We start from the raw sequence: 22,199 nt of genomic DNA, 5'->3' as shown, positions 1-22,199 counted from the left end.
ACGACGCCTGCGGGAAGGGCGAGTTGACGCGCTGTACACACGGCCCTCGTGACCCCCGTCCTGCGTCGACCGCTCACTGGTGAATGCGGGGGCTATTGTGAGCGCTAACAATTCACGGGAGTCAAGAGGGCTGCACCGATATCGTCGTTCACGGTTGAATAACGCACCTGGCGGCGACACGTCCGCCCTGGTCAAAGGCCCGGAGCAGCCCCGGCCACCCATGCCGAGCGGCGGCTCGGCAACGCCGCGGCGACCTCGACAAGCCGACACGTGAGCCCCACTGGGGACGTTCGGGGCACGGGGGTGTCGGGCAGGCCGCCCCCCGAACATCAGCCTCCCGGCCGTCGCCCTACGTGCACCACCACAGGAAGCGCGTGCACGTCCGGGTCGGCGAGGGCTCCGGGTTCGACGTCGTGGGTTGCGCCGTCGGCCTGCCCGTCTCGGCCGGACGCGTCGTCGTCGGACCCGGCGTCGGCGTGACCGGTGAAGCGCCCGCGGTCGACGACCGGGTGGCCTTGCCGTCGGCGCTCCTGGACGCGGAGGGCGACGGGGACTTCGAGGCCGATACGGACGCCGAGGGGTCCGGGGACGTCGAGCCGGTGCCCCTGCTCGTCGGGTAGTCCAGGGACCGTGCCGGCCGTGCCGTCCTCTGCGCCTCCGACGACGTACCGCCCTCGGCGTTCGCACCCCCGGCCGCCGGGGGCCTGGGGTCGGTGAAGGGCGCGTCGACGCCGAGTTCCGCGAGGCTCAGGCCGCCCGCCGCGAGGACGAAGCCCGCGGTGATCAGGAGAGTGCGCCGGCGGCGCCGGCGGTGGGCCGCGGCCTTGCGGTCACGACGACTCGCACTGCCACCGACCGCCGGTCCGGTCGCCTCCTCGTCGGCTTCCCGTCCGACCCGTCGGCGCCCTTGCGCCCGGCGCCTGGCCGCTCGCCCCTGCGGCACGCTTCCGTCGTCCGTACCGTGCATGTGCTGGTCCGCACTGGCGGATTCCTCGTCGCGGTACGGCTCGACGGCGACGTCCGGCTGCGGAGCGACGTCCGTTTCCTCCGCATGCGCGCGCAGTTCTTCGACTGCTGTGCCGCACCCCGGGCATGCGAGGGCGCCATTGAGGTGCCGTCGGCACGGGTGGCAGAAGTCCATGACGCGGGAAGACTAGGTCCCCCGTCGGGGACGTCCCCGGGAGCACCTGTGAAAGTTGTGTGGGAAACAGGCCGCTCGGGTGCGGCGACTTGATACCGGCACTCCACATTCCGCGCCATCTCGCGGCATCCCCTCGGCAACCACGGCATCCCCCGCCCATCCCCCCGATGCCGGCACAAAAGCGGCTTGAGAAAGTATCGGAACCGTTACTCGTTCGCCCCATTGACACTCCTGCCGCGCCAAACTTACTGTCTGGCCAGCATTTCGAACGAGTGACGAAATCTCGAACAGCTGAAAGGCGAGCTCCGTGCGCATCACCGGAATCAGCACACACGTGGTCGGTACGCCCTGGCGCAATCTGACGTACGTACAGGTGCACACCGACGAGGGCATCACGGGCGTCGGCGAGACCCGCATGCTGGGCCACACCGACGCGCTGATCGGCTACCTCAAAGAGGCCGAGGTCAATCACATTCTCGGGTCGGACCCGTTCGCTGTCGAGGACCTGGTCCGCCGTATGAAGTACGGCGACTACGGGCGCGCCGGTGAGATCGTGATGTCGGGCATCGCCGTGGTCGAGATGGCCTGCTGGGACATCAAGGGCAAGGCCCTCGGCGTGCCCGTCTGGCAGCTGCTCGGCGGCAAGGTCACCGACAAGGTCAAGGCCTACGCCAACGGGTGGTACACCACCGAGCGGACCCCGGAGGCCTATCACAAGGCCGCTCAGGGGGTCATGGAGCGCGGTTACCGGGCCCTCAAGATCGACCCCTTCGGCACCGGCCACTTCGAGCTCGACCACGAGCAGACGATGTACGCGGTCTCCCTGATCGAAGCCGTGCGCGATGCCATCGGGCCGGAAGCCGAGCTGATGCTGGAGATGCACGGCCGCTTCTCCCCCGCGACCGCCGTGCGGCTCGCCAAGGAGCTGGCGCCGTTCAAGCCCGCCTGGCTGGAGGAGCCGGTTCCGCCGGAGAACCTCAAGGCGCTCGAGAAGGTCGCCGCGAAGGTCGACATGCCGGTCGCCACGGGCGAGCGCATCCACGACCGCATCGAGTTCCGCGAGCTGTTCGACAGCCAGGCCGTGGACATCATCCAGCCCGACCTCGGCCACATCGGCGGCATCTGGGAGACGCGGAAGCTCGCCGCGACCGCGGAGACCCACTACATGCTGGTGGCCCCGCACAACGTGGGCGGCTCGGTACTCACCGCCGCCTCCCTGCAGGTCGGCTTCACCACGCCGAACTTCAAGATCCTCGAGCACTTCAACGACTTCGCGGACGCGGAGATCAAGAAGGTGATCAAGGGCGCTCCGCAGGTGAACCCGGAGGACGGCTGCTTCCACATCTCCGACGCCCCCGGTCTCGGTGTCGAACTGGACACCGACGCGGCGGCCGAGTTCCCGCAGCAGCGGGCCCACTTCGACCTGTGGGCCGAGGGTTGGGAGAAGCGGAACCCGAAGGACGGGCAGTGAGCACCGCTGTCGTCGTCGAGGCCCCGGGCGTGCACCGGCTCGAGGCCCACTCGCCGCGCGAACCCGGTCCGGGCGAGGCCCTGGTGCGCGTGCACGCCGTAGGCATCTGCGGAAGCGACCGCGAGGTCTACCAGGGCAACCGCCCCGAGGGTTACGTCCGCTACCCCCTCGTCCCCGGCCATGAGTGGTCCGGGACGGTGCAGGCGGTCGGCGGGGGTGTATCCGAGACGCTCGTCGGCCGCAAGACCGTGGGCGAGGGCTTCCGCAACTGCCAGGTCTGCGACCGTTGCCACGCGGGCGAGTCGACCCTGTGCACCTCGGGGTACGAGGAGACGGGCTTCACCCAGCCGGGCGCGATGGCCACCACCCTCACGCTCCCGGCCCGCCTGCTGCACCTCCTGCCGGACGACGCCGACCTCACGGCGGCGGCGCTGCTGGAGCCGGCCGCCTGCATCGCGGCCGCCGCGCTGAAGGGGAACGCCCAGCCGGGCGAACGGGTCGCGGTCGTCGGCACGGGCACGCTCGGCATGTTCGCCGTCCAGTTCCTGAAGGCGATCTCGCCGTCCGAGCTGCTGGTGGTGGGCACCCGGAGCGACCGGGAGGCGCTGTCACGCCGGTTCGGCGCGACCGACTTCCGCACCAAGGACCAGGAGCTCCCCGACGACTTCGACGTCGTCATCGAGACCGCCGGGTCCGCGTCCGCCGCGCGCACCGCGGCCTCACTGCTCAGGCGCGGCGGGCGTCTCGTCCTGACGGGCATCCCGGCGCCGGGCGCGGAGGGGCTCGACCCCACCGACCTCGTCGTACGGCAGCTGGAGGTGCACACCGTGTTCGGTGCGCCGCCGGACGCCTGGGCGCACACGGTGCGGGTCTTCGGCGCGGGGCTGCTCGACCCCTCGCCGCTCGTCACGCACGAGCTGCCGCTCGCCGAGTTCCCGCAGGCCATCGAGCTGGTGGGGTCCGGCGATCCGAAGGTGGGCAAGGTCCTGCTCCGGCCCTGACGCCCGCTCCCAGCCGTACGCCGGTACGGAGCTGTCCGACAAGTTCTGTACCGGCGTACCACTCCACCCACCCGCACCCCGCGCCGCGAACCTCGTCCGAAATCCCGAACGTGAAGGACTCCTTGTGACCGACTCCGCTACGGCAGCCCGCAGGCCCGGCGAGCAGGCGCTCGCCGCGCTCGGCCTGCGTGCGCCCGACCTCTCTCCCGCCGACGCCTCACCGCACACCTTCCCCGAGGGCGGCCGCTGGCGCACCGAGATCCCCTCGTGCGAGGGCCCCGAGGCGCTCGCGGTGGTCCTCAAGGAGTCGTCCCGGCTCGACGTGCCGATCCACCGGATCAGCCAGGGCTCCGGCGTATGGATGCTGACCGACGCCGAGATCACCGAGATGGTCGGGGCCACGGCCGAGCGTGACATCGAGCTCTGCCTGTTCACGGGCCCGCGCGGCACATGGGACATCGGCGCCTCGGTCCGCACCGACTCGCGGGGCGCCGGGCTCAGGGCACGCGGCCACGACGCGGTCGCCGGCTGCGTCGAGGACGCCGTCCGGGCCACCGAGCTGGGCGTCAAGTGCCTGCTCGTGGCCGACGAGGGCGTGCTGTGGACGCTGCACCAGGCCCGCGAGAAGGGCATCATCCCGGCCGACACCACGCTCAAGGTGTCGGCGCTGATCGGTCCGGTCAATCCGGCGGCGTACGCCGTCTACGAGCGCCTGGGTGCCGACTCGATCAACGTGCCCAGCGACCTGACGCTGGACCACCTCACCGAGATCCGCCGGGTTTCCGGGGCACCGATGGACATGTACATCGAGGCCCCGGACGACCTCGGCGGCTACGTCCGCATGTACGAGGTCGCCGAACTGATCAGACGCGGCGCGCCGCTCTACCTGAAGTTCGGTCTGTCCAAGGCGCCCGGAATCTACCCGTACGGACACCACCTGCGGGAGCTGACCCTGGCCACCGCCAAGGAACGGGTGCGGCGCGGCCGGCTCGCTCTCGACCTGCTGGCACGCCACGGAGCGGACGGCGACATGGCGCCGCTCGGTTCGCGGCTGCCGGGACCGCTCAGCCGGTTCGACGTCCCGTCATAACGTTCCGGAAACTCGGCTTCACACCAGCCGACACACCCGCGCAGAATCCCACACACCTCTTCTCGGTCGACAGACCGCACGGCATCCGTGTGGCCGAACCTCCCGCACAGCAAGGACTGATCATCATGCGCACTCGCAGAGCCGCTCTGACCGCGATAGCCGGAGCCGCGTCCCTCGCCCTCACCCTGACCGCCTGCGGCCAGAACAGCGAGGGCGGCAGCAAGGAGAAGGCGGGCAGCGCCAAGGGCGGGACCATCGGCATCGCGATGCCGACCAAGTCCTCCGAGCGCTGGATCAACGACGGCAACAACGTCGTCAAGAACCTTCAGGCCGCGGGCTACAAGACCAAGCTGGTCTACGGCGAGGACGACCCCGACACCCAGGTCTCGCAGATCGAGAACCTGATCACCCAGGGCGTCAAGGGCCTGATCATCGCGGCCATCGACAACAAGTCCCTCAACAACGTCCTCCAGCAGGCCGCCCAGGCGAAGATCCCGGTCATCGCCTACGACCGCCTGATCCTCGGCACCAAGAACGTCGACTACTACGCCTCGTTCGACAACGAGAAGGTCGGCGTGCTGCAGGGCACTTACATCGTGCAGAAGCTCGGCCTGGACAAGGGCAAGAAGGGCCCCTTCAACATCGAGCTGTTCGCCGGCTCGAACGACGACAACAACACCAAGTACTTCTTCAACGGCGCGATGAGCGTGCTGCAGCCGTACATCGACAAGAAGGAACTGGTCGTCAAGTCCGGCCAGACCCAGCTCAACCAGGTCACCACCCTGCGCTGGGACGGCACCACCGCGCAGAAGCGCATGGAGGACATCCTCACCTCCGCCTACAAGAGCGGCAAGGTCGACGCGGTGCTCTCGCCCTACGACGGCATCTCCATCGGCATCCTGTCCGCGCTGAAGTCGGACGGCTACGGCTCGGCGAGCAAGCCGCTGCCGGTCATCACCGGCCAGGACGCCGAGCTCGCCTCGGTGAAGTCGATCATCGCCGGTCAGCAGACGCAGACCGTCTACAAGGACACGCGTCAGCTCGCCAAGGTCGCCGCGACCATGGTCGACGACGCCCTCAACGGCAAGAAGCCGCAGGTCAACGACACCAAGACCTACGACAACGGCACCAAGGTCGTCCCCGCCTACCTGCTGCAGCCGGTGAGCGTCGACAAGTCGAACTACGAGGACGTGCTGGTCAAGGGCGGCTACTACACCGACGCCCAGCTCAAGTAACCGGCGCACACCCTCACCGACCGCACACGACTGGAAGGCACGACCATGGCGGGACCCGTCCTGGAAATGCGCTCGATCGTCAAGACCTTTCCCGGCGTCAAGGCGCTGTCGGACGTCACTCTGACCGTCCGTCAGGGCGAGGTCCACGCCATCTGCGGAGAGAACGGCGCCGGCAAGTCGACCCTCATGAAGGTCCTCTCCGGCGTCCACCCGCACGGCACGTACGAAGGGGAGATCCTCTTCGAGTCGGAGATCTGCCGCTTCAAGGACATCCGGGCGAGCGAGCAGCACGGCATCGTGATCATCCACCAGGAGCTGGCGCTGGTGCCGTTTCTCTCCATCGCCGAGAACATCTTCCTCGGCAACGAACACGCCTCGCGCGGGTTCATCAACTGGAACGACACGCTCAAGCACGCCACCGAACTGCTGCGCCGCGTCGGCCTCGACGAGCACCCGGAGACCCGGATCGCCGACATCGGCGTGGGCAAGCAGCAGCTCGTGGAGATCGCCAAGGCGCTCTCCAAGGACGTGAAGCTCCTCATCCTGGACGAGCCGACCGCGGCCCTGAACGACGAGGACAGCGGCAAGCTCCTCGACCTCATCCTGGAGCTGAAGAACCAGGGCATCACCTCGATCATCATCTCCCACAAGCTGAACGAGATCCGCAAGGTCGCCGACTCGGTGACGATCCTGCGCGACGGCCGCACCATCGAGACGCTGGACGTCAAGGCGCCGGAGACCACCGAGGAGCGGATCATCGCCGGCATGGTCGGCCGCGACCTCGACCACCGGTTCCCCGAGCGCTCCGCGCACGAGGCGGAGGAGGGCGCGGCGCCGGCCCTGGAGATCCGCAACTGGACCGTGTTCCACCCGATCGACCAGCAGCGCAAGGTCGTCGACGACGTGTCGCTCCAGGTGCGGCGCGGGGAGATCGTCGGCATCGCGGGCCTGATGGGCGCGGGCCGTACCGAGCTGGCCATGAACGTCTTCGGGCGCACCTACGGCCGTTACGCGGGCGGCACGGTCCTCAAGGACGGCAAGGAGATCCGTACGAAGACGGTCGCGGAGGCGGTCGCGCACGGCATCGCGTACGTCACCGAGGACCGCAAGCACTACGGCCTGAACCTCATCGACACCATCAACCGGAACATCTCGCTGACCGCCCTGAACAAGGTCGCCAAGCGGGGTGTGGTCGACGAGCAGGAGGAGCGGCAGGTCGCCGAGGGCTTCCGCAAGTCCATGAACATCAAGGCGCCGACCGTGTTCGAGCCGGTGGGCAAGCTGTCGGGCGGCAACCAGCAGAAGGTCGTCCTCAGCAAGTGGATCTTCGCGGGTCCGGACGTGCTGATCCTGGACGAGCCCACGCGCGGCATCGACGTGGGCGCCAAGTACGAGATCTACACGGTGATCGACCAGCTGGCCGCGCAGGGCAAGGCGGTCGTCTTCATCTCCTCCGAGCTGCCGGAGCTGCTCGGCATGTGCGACCGCATCTACACCATGGCAGCCGGGCGGCTGACCGGTGAGGTTCCGCGGGCCGAGGCCACGCAGGAAGTGCTGATGCGCCAGATGACGAAGGACAAAGAGGTAACGCGATGAGCACGGATGTGACCGCCAAGACCCCGGCCCCCGCGCCGCCGGGCAAGAGCGGATCGGCCACCGGCGGGGGCCTGCTCCAGCTGGTGCTGAGCGGACTGCGCCGCAACATGCGGCAGTACGGCATGCTGATCGCGCTCGGCCTGATCGTCATCCTCTTCGAGGTCTGGACGGGCGGCGACCTGCTGCTGCCGCGCAACGTCTCGAACCTGGTCCTACAGAACAGCTACATCCTGATCCTGGCGATCGGCATGATGCTCGTCATCATCGCCGGGCACATCGACCTCTCGGTCGGCTCACTGACCGCGTTCGTGGGCGCGTTCGCGGCCGTGCTGACGGTGGAACACAGCGTGGCGTGGCCCATCGCGCTCGTGCTGTGCCTGCTGGTGGGCGCGGTGGCCGGATCGGTACAGGGATACCTGATCGCGTATCTCGGCATACCGTCGTTCATCGTCACCCTCGCCGGGATGCTGCTCTTCCGCGGTCTGACGGAGATCCTGCTGAAGGGGCAGACCCTCGGTCCCTTCCCGGACGGACTGCAGAAGCTCGGCAACGGCTTCCTGCCCGAGGTCGGCCCGAACACCAACTACCACAACCTCACGCTGCTGCTCGGCCTCGTCATGATCGCGGCCGTGGTGTGGCAGGAGGTCCGGGACCGGCGCCGGCAGCTGGAGTTCTCCCTCGACGTGCTGCCCGCGCGGCTGTTCGCGCTGAAGCTCGTCGCCATCGTCGCCGCGATCCTGGCCCTCACGATGCTGCTCGCCAGCTACCAGGGCGCGCCGATCATCCTCATCGTCCTGGGCGCCCTGGTGGTCGGCTACGGCTACGTCATGCGCAACGCCGTCTTCGGCCGCCACATCTACGCGATCGGCGGCAACCTGCCGGCCGCGAAGCTGTCCGGAGTCAAGGACAAGCGGGTCACCTTCCAGGTGTTCCTGAACATGGGCGTGCTCGCGGCCCTGGCGGGCCTGGTGGTCGCCGCCCGCCTGAACGCGGCCTCGCCGAAGGCGGGCGTGAACTTCGAGCTCGAGGCGATCGCCTCCTCGTTCATCGGCGGCGCGTCCATGAGCGGCGGTGTCGGTACCGTCCTCGGCGCGATCATCGGTGGTCTCGTCCTCGGCGTGCTGAACAACGGCATGAACCTCCTCAGCGTCGGCACCGACTGGCAGCAGGTCATCAAGGGCCTGGCCCTGCTGGTGGCGGTCGGCTTCGACGTGTGGAACAAGCGCAAGTCCGGTTCGTGAGCCGGTAAGGGCCCCCGCCGCAAGGCGGGGGCCCTTTTCCCGTTACAGGAGCCGCACGTGGAACCGAGCGGACGCACGGTCATCGCGGGAGCGGCGGCAACGACACGACCGCGGCCACCTCGGGCACGGCGCAGGCAGCAGAAAGCAGGAAACCCGTGAAGGAACTGTTCGGCAAGCTCGCCGACGGCACCGAGGTCCACCGCTGGTCCCTGGAGAACGGCGGCACCCGGCTGAAGGTCCTCTCCTACGGCGGCATCGTCCAGTCCCTGGAGATCCCGGACCGCCACGGCCGCTGCGAGAACGTCTCCCTCGGCTTCGACACCATCGACGACTACGTCGCGAAGAGCCCGTACTTCGGCGCCCTCATCGGCCGCTACGGCAACCGCATGGCCAAGGGGCGGTTCACCCTGGACGGCAAGACCTACCAGCTGTCCGTCGACGACGGCGAGAACAGCCTGCACGGCGGCGCCGAGGGCTTCGACAAGCAGGTGTGGGACGTGGAGCCGTTCACCAAGGGCTCCGACGTCGGCCTGTACCTGCACTACACCAGCGTCGACGGCGAGATGGGCTACCCGGGCACGCTCAAGGTGAAGGTGACGTACACCCTCGACAAGCACGGCGACTGGCGCATCGACTACGAGGCCACCACCGACAAGGCCACCGTCGTCAACCTCACCAGCCACGTCTACTGGAACCTGGCGGGCGAGGGCAGCGGCACCATCGAGGACCACGAGCTGCAGATCGCCGCCTCCCGCTACACGCCCACCGACTCGGGCCTCATCCCCACCGGGGAGACGGCGGAGGTCGCCGGCACCCCCTTCGACTTCCGCCACGCCAAGGAGATCGGCCGGGACATCAGGGCCGGCCACCCGCAGCAGGTGCGGGCCAAGGGGTACGACCACAACTGGGTCCTGGACAAGGGTGTCACCGCGAAGCCCGAGCACGTGGCCACGCTCCGCGACCCGCACTCGGGCCGCACGCTGAAGATCCTCACCGACCAGCCGGGCCTGCAGTTCTACTCGGGCAACTTCCTCGACGGCACCCTGGTCGGCACCGGCGGCCGCACCTACCGTCAGGGCGACGCGCTGTGCCTGGAGACCCAGCACCTCCCGGACTCGCCGAACCACGCGGACTTCCCGTCGACCGTCCTGCGTCCCGGGCAGACGTACCAGACGACGACGATCCACTCGTTCGGCGCGTGAACGCGAGGGAACTCACACTCGACGCACACCAGTTGAACAAGGCCACGTCCGCATCCGTATGAGTGGCTGGCCCGTGCTCCCCCGCACGGGCCACCCACCGCACGGAGGTTGCCTTGGCAGACAACGTCACCTCGCTGTTCCGCAGCTCCGCGGCGCACAGCCCCTCGATGGCGGCGCTGGCCCGGGAGAACGACGGAGTCGGCCCGGTGGACTTCTGCATCCCGTGCAACCCGTACTTCCCCACGCCCGCCATGTTCGAGGACATGGCGGGCAGGCTGCGTGAGATCCTCACCTACTATCCGAGCAGCGCGGAGACGATCACGGCCGAGCTGTGCGGTCTGCTCCAGCTGCCGCCGCAGTGCGTCGCCATGGGCAACGGCTCGACCGAGCTGATCACCTGGATCGACCACCTGCTGGTCCGCGAGTCCCTCGCCGTCCCCGTCCCCACCTTCGGCCGCTGGACCGACCAGCCCATGGAGACCGGCAAGCGGGTCGACATGTTCCCGCTCCAGGAGTCCAGCGGCTTCTCCCTGGACCTCGCCCAGTACGGCGAGTTCATCCGCAAGCGGGGCACCCGGGTCGCCGTCGTCTGCAACCCGAACAACCCCGACGGCGGCTACCAGTACAAGCACGCCCTGGTCCAGTTCATGGACCAGATGGCCGACCTCGACCTGGTCGTCGTGGACGAGTCCTTCCTGGAGTTCGCGGACGCCGAGGCCGACCCCAGCGTCGTGCAGGAGGCCATGCTGCGGCCCAACGTCCTCGTGCTGCGCAGCCTCGGCAAGAACTTCGGCCTGCACGGTGTCCGCTTCGGCTACCTGGTCGCCAACCCGTCGCTCGCGGGCCGGATCCGCTCCATGCTGCCGAAGTGGAACCTCAACTCCTTCGCCGAGCACGTGGTGTTCATGATGAAGGAGCACGGCGCGGAGTACCGGCAGAGCCTGCAGCAGGTGCGCCGCGACCGTCTGGAGATGGCCAGCCACCTCTCGGCGCTGCCCGGCTTGACGGTCTACCCGTCCCAGGGCAACTTCCTCTTCGTGCGCCTCCCCGTGGGTGCCGAGGGCACCGTGGTCCGCGACCGGCTGCTCACCGAGCACCGGATCCTGGTCCGCGAGTGCGGCAACAAGATCGGCTCCTCCAGCCGCTTCCTGCGACTCGTGGTGCGCCCCCAGGTGGACGTGCGTCGCCTGGTGTCCGCCCTGGAGCAGGTGCTCTACGGGTCCAGGAGGGGAGCCGCCGTGCCCGAGCCGAGCCAGGGGACCGGCTACAGCTCGGGTACGGCGGCGGTGGACCGCCTGGTGAGCGAGACCAACGGGGCCGGGGTGCGGGGGCTCGCCGCCCGGGCCGCGGGGTCCCCTCCAGGGCTGCCGGCCGCCGCGCCGCTCCCCGCCGCGCAGCCGGCCGTCGGCGGGACGCCGATGCCCGCGGCAGCCCAGGCCGCTCCCCTGCCTCCCGCGCCCGCGCCACTGCTCACGCCCGCACCGGCACCGGCTCCGGGCCCGCTGCCGACGCCGGCGCCCGCTCCGGGCCCGTTCCCGGCGCCCGCGCCGGCCTCCGCGCCCGCCTCGTTCCCGGCGCCTGCCCCGATCCCCGCGCCTGCCGCGGCGACCGGCCCCACCCCGCCGGGCGTGCCCGCGCGTGGCGGTCTGACCGCCGCCCAGGTGCGCGGCGTGACCGCGCCCGCCCCCGGCATCCCCGGCCTGGCACCGGCCCCGGCCGCCGGTTGGCCCAGCCCGCCGGCCTGGCCGAACGCGGCGGGGATGGGGCAGGCGGGGTAGGGCCGCGGCGCAGATGCCGACCGGGTGACACAAAAGCCACCGAGTTATTCCTCGATGTCCGATTTACTCCTATAAATACCAAGGCATCACCAAGCAACTGTTTCGCCCATTGGGCACCCCCACCTGAAATGCCATTCGACCCCGAGTGACGCACTTCACTTACGATGCGTCTTAGTGTTTTACCCGGTCCTTAACTCCCCGGCTTTGCGGACATGACCCAATCCGGGGCCCGGGCGGCAACTAGCCTGCTTAGTAAAGACGGGAATTGTCGAGTTATTCCCAGCGGCTAAGAATGTTCCCGCCGCAGCGCACCGCAAACGAAATGCGGTGCTGTTTGTCGAGGGGAACCGGCAACTGCGGGCAATGCAATCCCCGGACCAAGGACCGCACCATGCCCAAACACGCCTCCAACCGCTCGCGCAGGGCGCGCCGGTTCTCCACCGGCGGCGCCCTCACCGCTTGCTCTTTCGCCCTGGCCTGCACGGCCGTGCTCGGGACGGCCCAGGCCGCCAACGCCGCTCCGGCCGCTTCGGCCGCCGCGGTGACTCCGGCCGCGTCCGCCGGAACGACCACCTACGTCGTCCGGCTCGGCGACCACCTGGCCGCCATCGCACGGGCCCACAAGGTGCCGGGCGGCTGGCAGGCCATCGCAGCGGCCAACAAGATTTCCAGCCCGTACATCATCCGGCCGGGTCAGGTCCTGATTCTTCCCACCGGGTCCTCCTCGATCAAGAAAACCGTGTCCGCCCCGGCCACGAAAACCGCGCCGGCTTCCAGCGGCGTGATCTATGCCAACAACCTGGACGGCTGGATCAAGCACTCGCTGGCGGTCATGAAGCAGCACGGAATTCCCGGGTCCTACAACGGCATTTACCGCAATGTCATGCGCGAGTCCTCCGGCAATCCCAAGGCCATCAACCTCTGGGACTCCAACGCCGCGAAGGGCACCCCGTCCAAGGGTCTCCTCCAGGTGATCGACCCGACCTTCCGCGCGTACCACGTGCCGGGCACCTCGTGGGACATCTACGACCCGGTCGCCAACATCACCGCCGCGTGCAACTACGCCTACCACCGCTACGGCTCGATCGACAACGTCAACGGTCCTTACTGAGGCACCTGATCCGCGCCCTCGGGGTGGTGGCCACGCAGCGTCGCGCGGCCACCACCCCGTCCGCGTTCAGTGGTCGCCGAACAGGACAGGCGACCTCAGGCGGCAGCGGGCTTGCCGTTCCCGTAGAGCCACGTCCGGAACAAACCGGACAGGTCCTTCCCTGACGTGCGCTCGCACAGAGCGATGAACTCTGCGGTGTCCGCGTTGCCGTGGCGGTGCTGAGCGGTCCACGCGCGAAGGATCGTGAAGAAGGTGCCGTCGCCGACGACCTCGCGTAGTTCGTGCAGAACCATGGCGCCTCGCCCGTACACCGGCGGATCGGACACCCGGCTGCCGCTGGGAGGATCTCCCGGCGGAAAATCCCAGATGCCGTCGCTCTCAGGATCGCTTCCTTCATAGAAGGCGTCGAAGACCTGCTGGGCCGTACTGCCGCCGTGGTCCTCCTGCCAGAGCCACTCTGCGTAGGTGGCGAATCCTTCGTTGAGCCACATGTCCCTCCACGCGCGTGGCGTGACGGAGTTCCCGAACCACTGGTGCGCCAGCTCGTGAACCAGCAAGCCCTCCTCGGGCTCCGAGCCGAAGTACGGTTTGGTCTGGGTCTCCAAGGCGTACCCGAGGTCGGGGAGATGGTCGATCACGGCGCCCGTGGAGCGAAAGGGATACGGCCCGAAGCGGTCGCTCCCCCAGGCCACGATGTCCGACAGCGAGTTCCGCAGCTTCTCGGCTCCTCGGGCCTCGTCGGGATCGACGGCGACGTACACGGGCAGGCCGTCGGCCGTCCTGCCCTCGCGGATGTCGAAGGAGCCGATCGCGATGGTGGCCAGGTAGCTCGCCATCGGCTCCTTGCTGCGCCAGTGCACGGTGACGTGGTCCTCGTCGACCTCCTTACCCACCAACTCGCCGTTGCTGACGACGTCGTAGGGCTCCCCGTCGCCGTCCTTGGGCACAGTGACCTCGATGTCGTACGCGGCCTTGTCCGAGGGGTGGTGATTGCCCGGGAACCAGGCAGCGGAGCCGTCCGGCTCGCCGAGGGCGACAGCCCCGTCGTCCGTTTCGAGCCAGCCCTCCACCGCCCCTTCGGAATCCCTGAGTGTCCTTGGCTCGCCGTCGTACTGGATGGTGGCTGTGAAGGTCTTCCCCCGCTCGATCACGTCGGAGGGTGTCAACGTCATCTCACTCTCGGATCGGCTGACCTGAGCTTCTGCACCGTCCACCACCGCGCGTCGCACCGTCAGTCCGGTGAGGTCGAGATTGAAGCGGCTCAGGTTCTGGGTGGCGCGTGCGCTGATCACCGCCGAGCCCTCGAGGTGGTTGGTCTCCGGGGTGTAGGTGAGTGCGAGGCCGTAGTGGGAAACGTCGTAACCACCGTTCCCCGCGGACGGGAAAAGCGCGTCCTCGACACCGAGCGCGCCGGGCCGCCCCTCGGCGGCCCGCTCAGGGTTCGAACAGGCGACGCTCACGAACAGGAGCAGCGCGAGGAGCAGGGCGCGTCGCCCCGGGCAAGCTGCCCGTCGGGGCCCTCCCAGCGCGAGACGTTGCGGCATCACGAGGGATGCCCGTCGGTGCGGCGGCGCTCACGTCGCCGTTGTGCCACATTGATCACATTCCCCCCATTGTGTTTGCGGCAACCTCACGATCATCCTGGCTCGGCTTGACCCGGTCACGCCAGAACACATGACCGGGAATCACGAGTGGTCGAGGTCGTCCTTCCTACGGCGGCGTGCGGCTGCCCCGGGCTCCGAGTACCTCGGCCGCGCCCGGGACCGGCCGGTTGTCACGGGTTCTCCCACGACGCCGGTTCCGCGGCGAGGCGGCGGACCGGTTCCGGGAGGGTGTCCGTCGCGATGTCGGCGAGCGTGACGCCCTCGAGGATCTTGCGCACGTTCGCCCGCAGGGCGATCCACAGGGGCAGGAGCGGCTGCGCCGAGCCTGTGTAGGTGAGGCCCGTGGGCCGCTCCCCCCGTACCGACACGATCGGCCCGTCCACCGCGCGGATGACGTCCGCCACGGTGATCGCGGACGGCTCCCGGGCCAGGGCGTAGCCGCCGGCTCCGCCGCGTCGGCTGGTGACCAGGCCCGCGCGGCGCAGATCGCCCAGGATGCCCTCCAGGAACTTGTGCGGGATGCCCTGCGCGGCAGCGACCGTCTCCGCCTTCACCGGGGCGGCGCCCTCGCGCACGGCCAGCTCCAGCGCCGCCCGTACCGCGTAATCCGCCCGTGCCGAGATCCTCATGCGGCCATTCTGATGCCTGCCACGGGTGACAATCCCGATGTGGTGATGAGCCGACGTACATTCCATATGATCACCGGCACTGCCGCGCTCGGTCTGGCGCTCGGCGGCAGCGGTGAGATGTGCGCCGCCATGAGCGCCCCGACCGGTCCGGCCCCGGAACCACCGCGGGCGGACGGACGGGCGCACACCGTCGGCTTCGACCGGTACTCGATGCTCGTCGACGGCCGGCGCGTCGTGCTGTGGTCGGGCGAGATGCACCCGTTCCGGCTGCCCAGCCCGTCGCTGTGGCGGGACGTGCTGCAGAAGATGCGCTCCGACGGGTACGACACCGTCAGCGTCTACGTGGCGTGGAACTTCCACTCCTTCGCCCCCGGCCACCATGACTTCACGGGCGTCCACCGTCCGCGTGCCGGTACCCGGCCTCGACGCCCGGCTGCTGGCCGCCGGGATCTCGCTCGGGCGGCGGACGCTGCGGTACTCCTCCGCCCAGCCCATGCTGCGGCTGGCCGTCGGGGGGCAGGACCTCGCCGTGTTCACGGGCCGTTCGGGCGAGGCGACGACGACCGTCCTGGAGTGCGCACGCGAGCCGAGGGTCACCGTGCTGGAGGGGGACGCGGCGCACGCGTACGCGCAGGGCGCCCTGCGCCTGGACGTGCGGCTCGGCGGGCTCGCCCGGGTGCTGGTGGAGGGCGGAGGCGTGGCGCGTCCGCTGCTGCTCCTCCTCGCGGACGACGAGACGTCCGTACGGCTATGGCCCCACCCCACACCGTCGGGGCCGTTCCTGGTGTACGGGCCTGCTCTGCTGCGTACCGCCGAGCGTCACGGCACCACCGCCCAGCTCACCGGTGACACGGTCGACGACGCCGATCTGGAGGTGTGGGCACCGCCCGGGGTGACCGAGGTCGCCTGGAACGGGGCTCCCGTGCCCGCGCGCGGCACCCCGTCCGGCAGTCTGCGCGCCACCCGGCGGCTGCCGGGCGCGGCACCGGTCCGGCTGCCCGCGCTGACCGGGTGGCGCCGGAGGGCGGAGAACCCCGAGGCCGCCGTCGACTTCGACGACTCGGCGTGGCGGACGGCCGACCTGACGACGTCGTACGCCACGACGCCCGTGCCCGTCGGGCAGCCCGTCCTGTTCGCCGACGACTACGGCTTCCACTACGGGGACGTCTGGTACCGGGGCCGCTTCGAGGACGCGGCGGGCGCCAAGGCCGTCTCGCTGGCGTACGTGACCGGCACCCAGGGGCTGCTGATGGCGTGGCTGGACGGGAAGCCGCTGGGCACGCACCGGATGCCGGTCCCGGACGCCAGGACGGTACGCAAGGAGACGTGGTCCGCCACGGCGGCGTTCCCCCTCGCGCCGGATGACGGACCGCACGTGCTGTCCGTGCTGGTCCGGCGCATGCAGCACGACGAGGACGGCGGCGCGAACGACAGCCACAAGGCGGGCCGGGGCCTGGTCCGCGTCGCCTTCGACGGCGCGTCACCCGCCATGCGCTGGCGGATCCAGGGCCCGGCGGCCCCGGACCCGGTGCGCGGCCCGCTGAACAACGACGGACTGTACGGGAGCGGCACGGCTGGCATCTGCCCGGGTTCCCGGACGGGGACTGGGAGACGGTCCCGCTTCCGCGTGCCGGGCGGGGGCAGGGTGTGGTCTGGTACCGGACGCGGTTCCGGCCGGCCGTCGAGCCCGGCACGGACGCGTCCATCAGGCTCACCCTGACGGACGATCCGGCGCGTGCCTACCGGGCGCAGATCTTCCTCAACGGCTGGAACATGGGCCAGTACATCAACGACGTGGGCCCGCAGCACACCTTCGTCCTGCCCAACGGCGTACTCGACACCCGGGGCCCGAACACGCTCGCGCTGGCGGTCCTCGCCGACGGGACCACCCCGTCGGGGCCGGGCGCCGTCGAACTGACGCTGCTGGGACGGTCGGCCGGCGGTGTCCCGGTGGCGCCGGTGGACTCCCCGGGGCCGACGCGGTTCAGGGCCCCCACCCGGTGACGACCGAGCGGAGGCCCTGAGCGGACGAGGGGTCAGCCGGCGAACGCGGGCTGCGCCAGGCCCTTTCCGGCGCCGGGGACGACGAGGAGCGAGCCGGAGAGCGGGTGCGGGGCCTCCAAGCCGGTACGGGCGGTGGTGACGTACAGGTCGGCCAGGTCCGCGCCGCCGAACGCGCACGCGGTGGGGCGCTCGACGGGCAGTTCCAGGACGCGGTCCAGGTCCCCGGACGGGGTGTAGCGGTGGATCGCGCCGCCGTCCCACAGGGCGACCCACACACAGCCGTCGGCGTCGACGGTCAGCCCGTCCGGGAAGCCGCGCTCGACGTGGGCGAGAGCGCGCCTGTCCACCGGGAGCCCGTCGTCACCGATGTCGAAGACGTCGATGCGGCGGGTCGGCGAGTCGATGTAGTACATCAGCCGGCCGTCGGGGCTCCAGCCGGTGCCGTTGCTCACCGCGACGTCGTCGAGGACGGTGCGGACGGTTCCGTCGCCGGTGACCCGGGACAGGGTGCCGCCGCCCGGCACCTCGTCGTAGCGCATGGTGCCCGCCCACAGGGAGCCATCGGGGCCGACGGCCGCGTCGTTGCCGCGGCGGCCGGGGACCGGCTCGTGGTGCAGCCAGCGGAAGGTGCCGTCGGGGTCCCGCAGGCCCACGCCGTCACGGAGGTTGAGCACCAGGCCGCCGCCGGAGCGCGGCTTGGCGGCGCCCACGTGCTGCTCGGTGGTCATGACCGTGCGACGCCCGGAGGCGGGGTCGTACGTGTGCACCCGCGATCCCAGGATGTCGACCCAGATGAGCCGTCCGCCGCCGGCGTCCCACGTCGGGCCCTCACCGAGGGTCGCCTCCTCGCGTACGGCGAGCTCGTACGTCGTCGTCATGCGGGGCTCCGGTGGCCGAGGCGCTCGGAGAGTTCCGCGGCGCCCTTGGCGGCGAGCTGCTCCAGCTCGGCGAGGCGCTCGTCGCTCCACCGGATCATGGGCACCGAGATGGACAGCGCGGCGACGACCTGCCCGGTGCGGTCGCGCACGGGGGCGGCGACGCAGCTGACGTCGGGATTGGACTCGCGGCTCTCCACGGCGATGCCGCGGGCGCGGATCCCGGCCAGGGTCTCGCGCAGGGCCGCCGGGTCGGTGATGCTGTTGGGAGTCATCGCGACCAGCTCGGCGTCGTCCGGGACACGGGCGGCGAGTTCCGGCTCGGGCAGGGACGCGAGGAGCATCTTGCCGACGGAGGTGCAGTGGGCGGGGAGCCGGCGCCCGGCGGCCGACACCATGCGCACGGCCTGCGTGGAGTCGACCTTGGCGATGTAGATGACGTCGGTGCCCTCGAGGATGGCCACGTGGACGGTCTCGTCGCAGGTCTCGGCCACGGACCTGGCGACCTGCAGTCCCTCGGCGGCGAGGTCGAGCTGCTCGGCGTAGCGGCTGCCGAGCTGGTACGGGCGGACGCCGAGGCGGTACCGTCCCGGCTGTCCCTGCACCGGCACGATGTACGAGCGCGCGGCGAGCGTGGTGACGAGCTCGTGCACGGTGGTGCGCGGCAGCTGGAGCTTGCGCACGATGTCGGGGGCGGACAGCGTGCCGTCCCCGTCGAGGAAGAGCTCCAGGATGTCGAGAGCCCGGGTGACGGCGGGTACGAGGCGTCCCACGACCGGCCCCCTCTCCATGTTCGAAATTTCAACTGACGATCGGCATGACGAACACAGGCTAGTCATAGTGCGCTGGGGCGGCAATGGTCGTGCGGGGTGCGGGATTCGGCAGGTGTTCGGCGAGGATGGACGGCATGCCGTCCGCCTTCACGCCCCGCGACTTCCAGCTGGTCCTGCTGCGCCGCATGGCCGACCACAATCCGGACCTGGTGGAGGACGCCCGCCACGCACTGGGCGCCACGATCGCGGACATGCGGGAGGCCAACAAGCGCTGGCAGGCGATGGTCCGCTCACCGCGCTCCCGCTCGGCCCTCTCGCGGTACCGCTCGGTCCTGGGCGAACCGGAGTCCACCGCTGCGCGCCGCATCGGCGACCTGGACTGCGACGCCCTGCTGTGGCCGGTCCCGCTCTGGCCCGGCCTGCGCTTCGAGGTGCTGGTCGCGCCGAACGGGGCGGTCTGGAACGAGTGGCTGGTACGGGCCCCGGGGGCGCCGTCCCCCGAGCTGAAGACCCTGGAGGACCTGACCCCCTGGTCCTGCACGGTCGACGAGGCGGCCCGCGCCTTCGCCCCGGCCCGCCCACTGGAGGGCACGGCCCCCACGCGCTGGGGTCTGGCCTTCACGGCCCCGGACGCGCGGGGCGCATGCCACCAGGTCGCCGCGGAGTTCACCTGGGGGCTGTTGCAGCGGATCGGCGTCAGCGGGCAGCTCTGAGGATCTCGTCCACAACCACGGGCACCGACCCGGTGTGGAGGTCGAGGAACAGGTTCGGCTCCACGAGCTCCAGCTCCATCACGCACGGCTGCCCGTCCGCCCCGTCCACGAGGTCGACGCGGGCGTAGAGGAGGCCCGCGTGGCCCGGTACGGCGGCCAGGGCGCGCTCGGCGGTGGCGAGCTCGGCCGGGGTCGGGGTCCAGGGCTCCAGGCCGGGATGGGCCACCTTCTTCTCGTCGTACGGGGTGCCGGGCGCGAGGACGGCACCCTTCCGGCTGGCGTGCAGCAGCCGCCCGCCGAAGAACTGCACCGCGCGCTCCCCGCTCACGTCGATGTCCTTCACATAGGGCTGCACCATCGCCGTGAACCCCTCGGCGTGCAGGCGGGCGAGCTGTCGTACGGCGGTGTCGTGCTCGCCGGGCGCGTAGCGGGCGGCGAACCGGGCGCCGGCGCCCGAGGTGGGCTTGACGACGTACTCGTGGTCGCCGGGCAGGTCGGCCCGGTCGCCGGGGGCGATGTACCGCGTGGGGACGGTGGGGACACCCGCGGCGGCCAGGTCTCCGAGGTACCGCTTGTCGGTGTTCCAGCGCACGACGTCCGCGGGATTGGCCAGCCGGGTGGCCCTCCCGCACCGCTCGGCCCACGCGGTGAACTCGGCCGCCCGCCAGCTGTAGTCCCAGGTGGACCGGATCACGGCCAGGTCGTATCCCGCCCAGTCGACGTCCGTGTCGTCCCAGTGGACGGCGTCCGCCTCGGCCCCCGCCGCCCGCAACTCCCGTATGAGCACGGGCAGATCGCGATCGACGGTGACCTCCGGCCCGGGACGGCAGGTGACGAGTGCGACTCGGGCCACGGCTGATCTCCTGTTCGTACGACGCATGCTCCGCGACGATTCCTCCGCGCAGGCTAACAACAGGGCGTGGAACCCGGAACGGGCCGTTGACCTTCACCCTCGGTGAAGCCCCAGCATCGGTGGCGGAACGGACGAGGAACGCCGGAAGGACGAGGTGCGGCGGTGGAGATGCTGACGATCGGGGCGTTCGCGAAGGCGTGCCGGCTGTCGCCGAAGGCGCTCAGGCTCTACGACGAGCTGGATCTGCTGCGCCCGGCCCGGGTGGACCCGGAGACCGGCTACCGCTACTACGCCGCCGGCCAGCTGGAGCAGGCGCGGCTGGTGGCGTGGCTGCGGCGGCTCGGTATGCCGCTGGCAGGCATCCGGCAGGTGTGCGCGCTGGACGCCGCGGGCGCCGCCCGGGAGATCCGCGCCTACTGGGCACGGGTCGAGGCGGAGACTGCGGCGCGCCGGGAGCTGGCGGCGTTCCTCGTGGACCACCTCTCACATCCGTCGAGGAAGGACACCACCATGCTGGAACTGCGCTACTCGGCCCTCTCGGACCCCGGTCGGGTCCGCACGGCCAACCAGGACACGGCGTACGCGGGCGCCCGGGTGCTCGCGGTGGCCGACGGGTTCGGCTCCGGGGGCGCGCCCGCGAGCACGGCCGCGATCGAGGCGCTGCGGCACCTGGACCGGGAGCCGCTGCCCGCGGGCGGTGTGCTCAACCTGCTGGAGGACGCGGTGCAGGGCGCCACCCGAGCGGTGCGGGACGCGGCCGGGGCCGACGCCGAGGTGGGCACCACCCTCACCGCGGCGGTGTGGACCGGCTCGCAGCTCGCCCTGGTCCACATCGGTGACTCCCGGGCGTATCTGCTGCGCGACGGTGAACTGTTCCGCGTCACGCACGACCACACGGTCGTCCAGTCGATGATCGACGAGGGCCGGCTGACACCGGAGGAGGCTGCGGCCCATCCTCAACGCGCCTTGCTCCTCAAGGCGTTGACGGGCGGCGACGACGCCGGTGCCGTGCCCGATCTGCGGCTGCACGACGCGCTGCCGGGCGACCGGTACCTGCTGTGCTCGGACGGCCTGTCCGGGGTCGTGCCGGAGGAGGAGATCCGCACCGCGCTCTCGTGCGCCTCCGCCCCGGACGAGGCGGTGCGGGCGCTGGTGGGCGCGGCGAACGCGGCCGGCGGTCCGGACAACGTGAGCTGTGTGGTGGCGGAGGTGGTGGAGGCCGCATAGCGGACGGGGCCGTGCGGCACGATGGGTCCGTGGGTCCCGTCCGCATGTCCGCCTCGGCATGTCCGCCTCGACGCAAGGAGTGTCCGCGTGTCCTCCCTCTTTCCGGCGCTGTCCGATCCCTCGGCCGGGCGGCGGCCCGCCCTGCGATTCGGGGAGCGGGGCCTGACCTATGCGGAGCTGGCCTCGGCGCGGGGCGCTCGCCGGGCGGATCGGCAGTCGGGTCGGCCGGGAGGGGAGGGTCGCCGTGTGGGCCACCCCCGTCCCTTGAGACCGCCGTCGCAGCGGTCGCCGCGCTGAGCGCCGGTGTGCCCTTCGTCCCGCTCAACCCGAAGTCCGGGGAGCGGGAGCTCGGGCACATCCTGGCGGACAGCGAGCCGTCGCTGGTGCTCGCCGGGCCGGGCGTGGAACTGCCCGGCCCGGTCGGCGGACGGGAGCGCGTCGACGTCGATGTGCACGGCTCCGGGGCTCTCCCGGAGGACGAAAGCGGCGACGAGGACCCCGCCCTCGTCGTCTACACCTCCGGCACCACGGGCCCGCCCAAGGGCGCCGTCATCCCCCGCCGTGCCGTCGCCACCACCCTGGACGCGCTCGCGGACGCCTGGCAGTGGACCGGCGACGACGTGCTCGTGCACGGGCTGCCGTTGTTCCATGTGCA

At 70.6% G+C, this 22,199-nt stretch carries 16 protein-coding genes and 3 pseudogenes; 14 read left to right on the top strand and 5 right to left on the bottom strand.

Annotated features, from left to right (window positions below):
- Positions 1 to 374: 374 nt before the first annotated feature.
- From C3488_RS16215 to C3488_RS16165, 10 genes and pseudogenes are all read left to right on the top strand, one after another.
- Positions 375 to 620, top strand: coding sequence for a hypothetical protein (locus C3488_RS16215; RefSeq protein WP_103840139.1), 246 nt, complete (start codon positions 375 to 377; stop codon positions 618 to 620).
- 828 nt (positions 621 to 1,448) lie between these two features.
- Positions 1,449 to 2,612: a mandelate racemase/muconate lactonizing enzyme family protein gene (locus C3488_RS16205; protein ID WP_103840137.1), complete on the top strand. Its 1,164-nt coding sequence runs from the start codon at positions 1,449 to 1,451 to the stop codon at positions 2,610 to 2,612.
- The gene (locus tag C3488_RS16200) at positions 2,609 to 3,613 is read left to right on the top strand and encodes a zinc-binding dehydrogenase (RefSeq protein ID WP_103840136.1); all 1,005 of its coding nucleotides are present in this window, start codon (positions 2,609 to 2,611) and stop codon (positions 3,611 to 3,613) included. The genes C3488_RS16205 and C3488_RS16200 overlap by 4 nt, the downstream gene beginning before the upstream one ends.
- Positions 3,614 to 3,737: 124 nt before the next feature.
- The gene (locus C3488_RS16195) at positions 3,738 to 4,703 is read left to right on the top strand and encodes a hypothetical protein (RefSeq protein ID WP_103840135.1); all 966 of its coding nucleotides are present in this window, start codon (positions 3,738 to 3,740) and stop codon (positions 4,701 to 4,703) included.
- A gap of 125 nt (positions 4,704 to 4,828) precedes the next feature.
- Positions 4,829 to 5,938, top strand: a complete 1,110-nt coding sequence (gene chvE, locus C3488_RS16190) for a multiple monosaccharide ABC transporter substrate-binding protein (RefSeq protein ID WP_103840134.1) — start codon at positions 4,829 to 4,831, stop codon at positions 5,936 to 5,938.
- Between the two features lie 45 nt (positions 5,939 to 5,983).
- Positions 5,984 to 7,534 carry a multiple monosaccharide ABC transporter ATP-binding protein gene (gene mmsA / locus C3488_RS16185; RefSeq protein ID WP_103840133.1) on the top strand — a complete coding sequence of 517 codons (1,551 nt, stop codon included), beginning with the start codon at positions 5,984 to 5,986 and terminating at the stop codon, positions 7,532 to 7,534.
- The gene (gene mmsB / locus C3488_RS16180) at positions 7,531 to 8,775 is read left to right on the top strand and encodes a multiple monosaccharide ABC transporter permease (RefSeq protein WP_103840132.1); all 1,245 of its coding nucleotides are present in this window, start codon (positions 7,531 to 7,533) and stop codon (positions 8,773 to 8,775) included. Before mmsA ends, mmsB begins: the two co-directional genes overlap by 4 nt.
- A gap of 57 nt (positions 8,776 to 8,832) precedes the next feature.
- Positions 8,833 to 9,977: pseudogene (locus C3488_RS16175) on the top strand (aldose epimerase family protein).
- A 113-nt stretch (positions 9,978 to 10,090) separates the two neighbouring features.
- Positions 10,091 to 11,755: a histidinol-phosphate transaminase gene (locus C3488_RS16170; protein WP_103840130.1), complete on the top strand. Its 1,665-nt coding sequence runs from the start codon at positions 10,091 to 10,093 to the stop codon at positions 11,753 to 11,755.
- 391 nt (positions 11,756 to 12,146) lie between these two features.
- The gene (locus C3488_RS16165) at positions 12,147 to 12,866 is read left to right on the top strand and encodes a LysM peptidoglycan-binding domain-containing protein (RefSeq protein WP_103840129.1); all 720 of its coding nucleotides are present in this window, start codon (positions 12,147 to 12,149) and stop codon (positions 12,864 to 12,866) included.
- Positions 12,867 to 12,961: 95 nt separating this feature from the next.
- On the opposite strand, the gene C3488_RS16160 is transcribed toward C3488_RS16165, so the two are convergent.
- Together C3488_RS16160 and C3488_RS16155 are read right to left on the bottom strand one after the other, a co-directional pair.
- Positions 12,962 to 14,410 carry a M1 family metallopeptidase gene (locus C3488_RS16160; RefSeq protein WP_103840128.1) on the bottom strand — a complete coding sequence of 483 codons (1,449 nt, stop codon included), beginning with the start codon at positions 14,408 to 14,410 and terminating at the stop codon, positions 12,962 to 12,964.
- A gap of 230 nt (positions 14,411 to 14,640) precedes the next feature.
- Positions 14,641 to 15,099: an Rrf2 family transcriptional regulator gene (locus C3488_RS16155; protein WP_103840127.1), complete on the bottom strand. Its 459-nt coding sequence runs from the start codon at positions 15,097 to 15,099 to the stop codon at positions 14,641 to 14,643.
- 39 nt (positions 15,100 to 15,138) lie between these two features.
- Here C3488_RS16155 and C3488_RS16150 point away from each other — a divergent pair.
- Positions 15,139 to 17,103: pseudogene (locus tag C3488_RS16150) on the top strand (beta galactosidase jelly roll domain-containing protein).
- Positions 17,104 to 17,135: 32 nt separating this feature from the next.
- Here the strand turns inward: C3488_RS16150 and C3488_RS16145 are convergent.
- Together C3488_RS16145 and C3488_RS16140 are read right to left on the bottom strand one after the other, a co-directional pair.
- On the bottom strand, positions 17,136 to 17,981 hold the full coding sequence (locus C3488_RS16145) for an SMP-30/gluconolactonase/LRE family protein (RefSeq protein WP_103840126.1): 846 nt from the start codon (positions 17,979 to 17,981) through the stop codon (positions 17,136 to 17,138).
- Positions 17,978 to 18,751, bottom strand: a complete 774-nt coding sequence (locus tag C3488_RS16140; RefSeq protein ID WP_103840125.1) for an IclR family transcriptional regulator — start codon at positions 18,749 to 18,751, stop codon at positions 17,978 to 17,980. Before C3488_RS16140 ends, C3488_RS16145 begins: the two co-directional genes overlap by 4 nt.
- Positions 18,752 to 18,885: 134 nt before the next feature.
- On the opposite strand from C3488_RS16140, the gene C3488_RS16135 reads away from it, so the two are divergent.
- Complete coding sequence (locus tag C3488_RS16135) at positions 18,886 to 19,464, top strand: hypothetical protein (RefSeq protein ID WP_258053448.1); 579 nt, start codon at positions 18,886 to 18,888, stop codon at positions 19,462 to 19,464.
- On the opposite strand, the gene C3488_RS16130 is transcribed toward C3488_RS16135, so the two are convergent.
- Complete coding sequence (locus tag C3488_RS16130; RefSeq protein ID WP_103840123.1) at positions 19,448 to 20,317, bottom strand: RimK family alpha-L-glutamate ligase; 870 nt, start codon at positions 20,315 to 20,317, stop codon at positions 19,448 to 19,450. The two genes, C3488_RS16135 and C3488_RS16130, sit on opposite strands and share 17 nt — an antisense overlap.
- 162 nt (positions 20,318 to 20,479) lie before the next feature.
- On the opposite strand from C3488_RS16130, the gene C3488_RS16125 reads away from it, so the two are divergent.
- Entirely contained in the window at positions 20,480 to 21,544 is a 1,065-nt protein-coding gene (locus C3488_RS16125; protein WP_103840122.1) for a MerR family transcriptional regulator, read from the top strand.
- Between the two features lie 87 nt (positions 21,545 to 21,631).
- A pseudogene (locus tag C3488_RS16120) lies at positions 21,632 to 22,199 on the top strand (AMP-binding protein); the annotation flags it as partial.

This window comes from Streptomyces sp. Ru72, assembly GCF_002920635.1.
Taxonomy (GTDB): domain Bacteria; phylum Actinomycetota; class Actinomycetes; order Streptomycetales; family Streptomycetaceae; genus Streptomyces.
The sequence above is the reverse complement of the archived record's forward strand: the minus strand, read 5'-3'. Positions and strand labels throughout refer to the sequence as shown.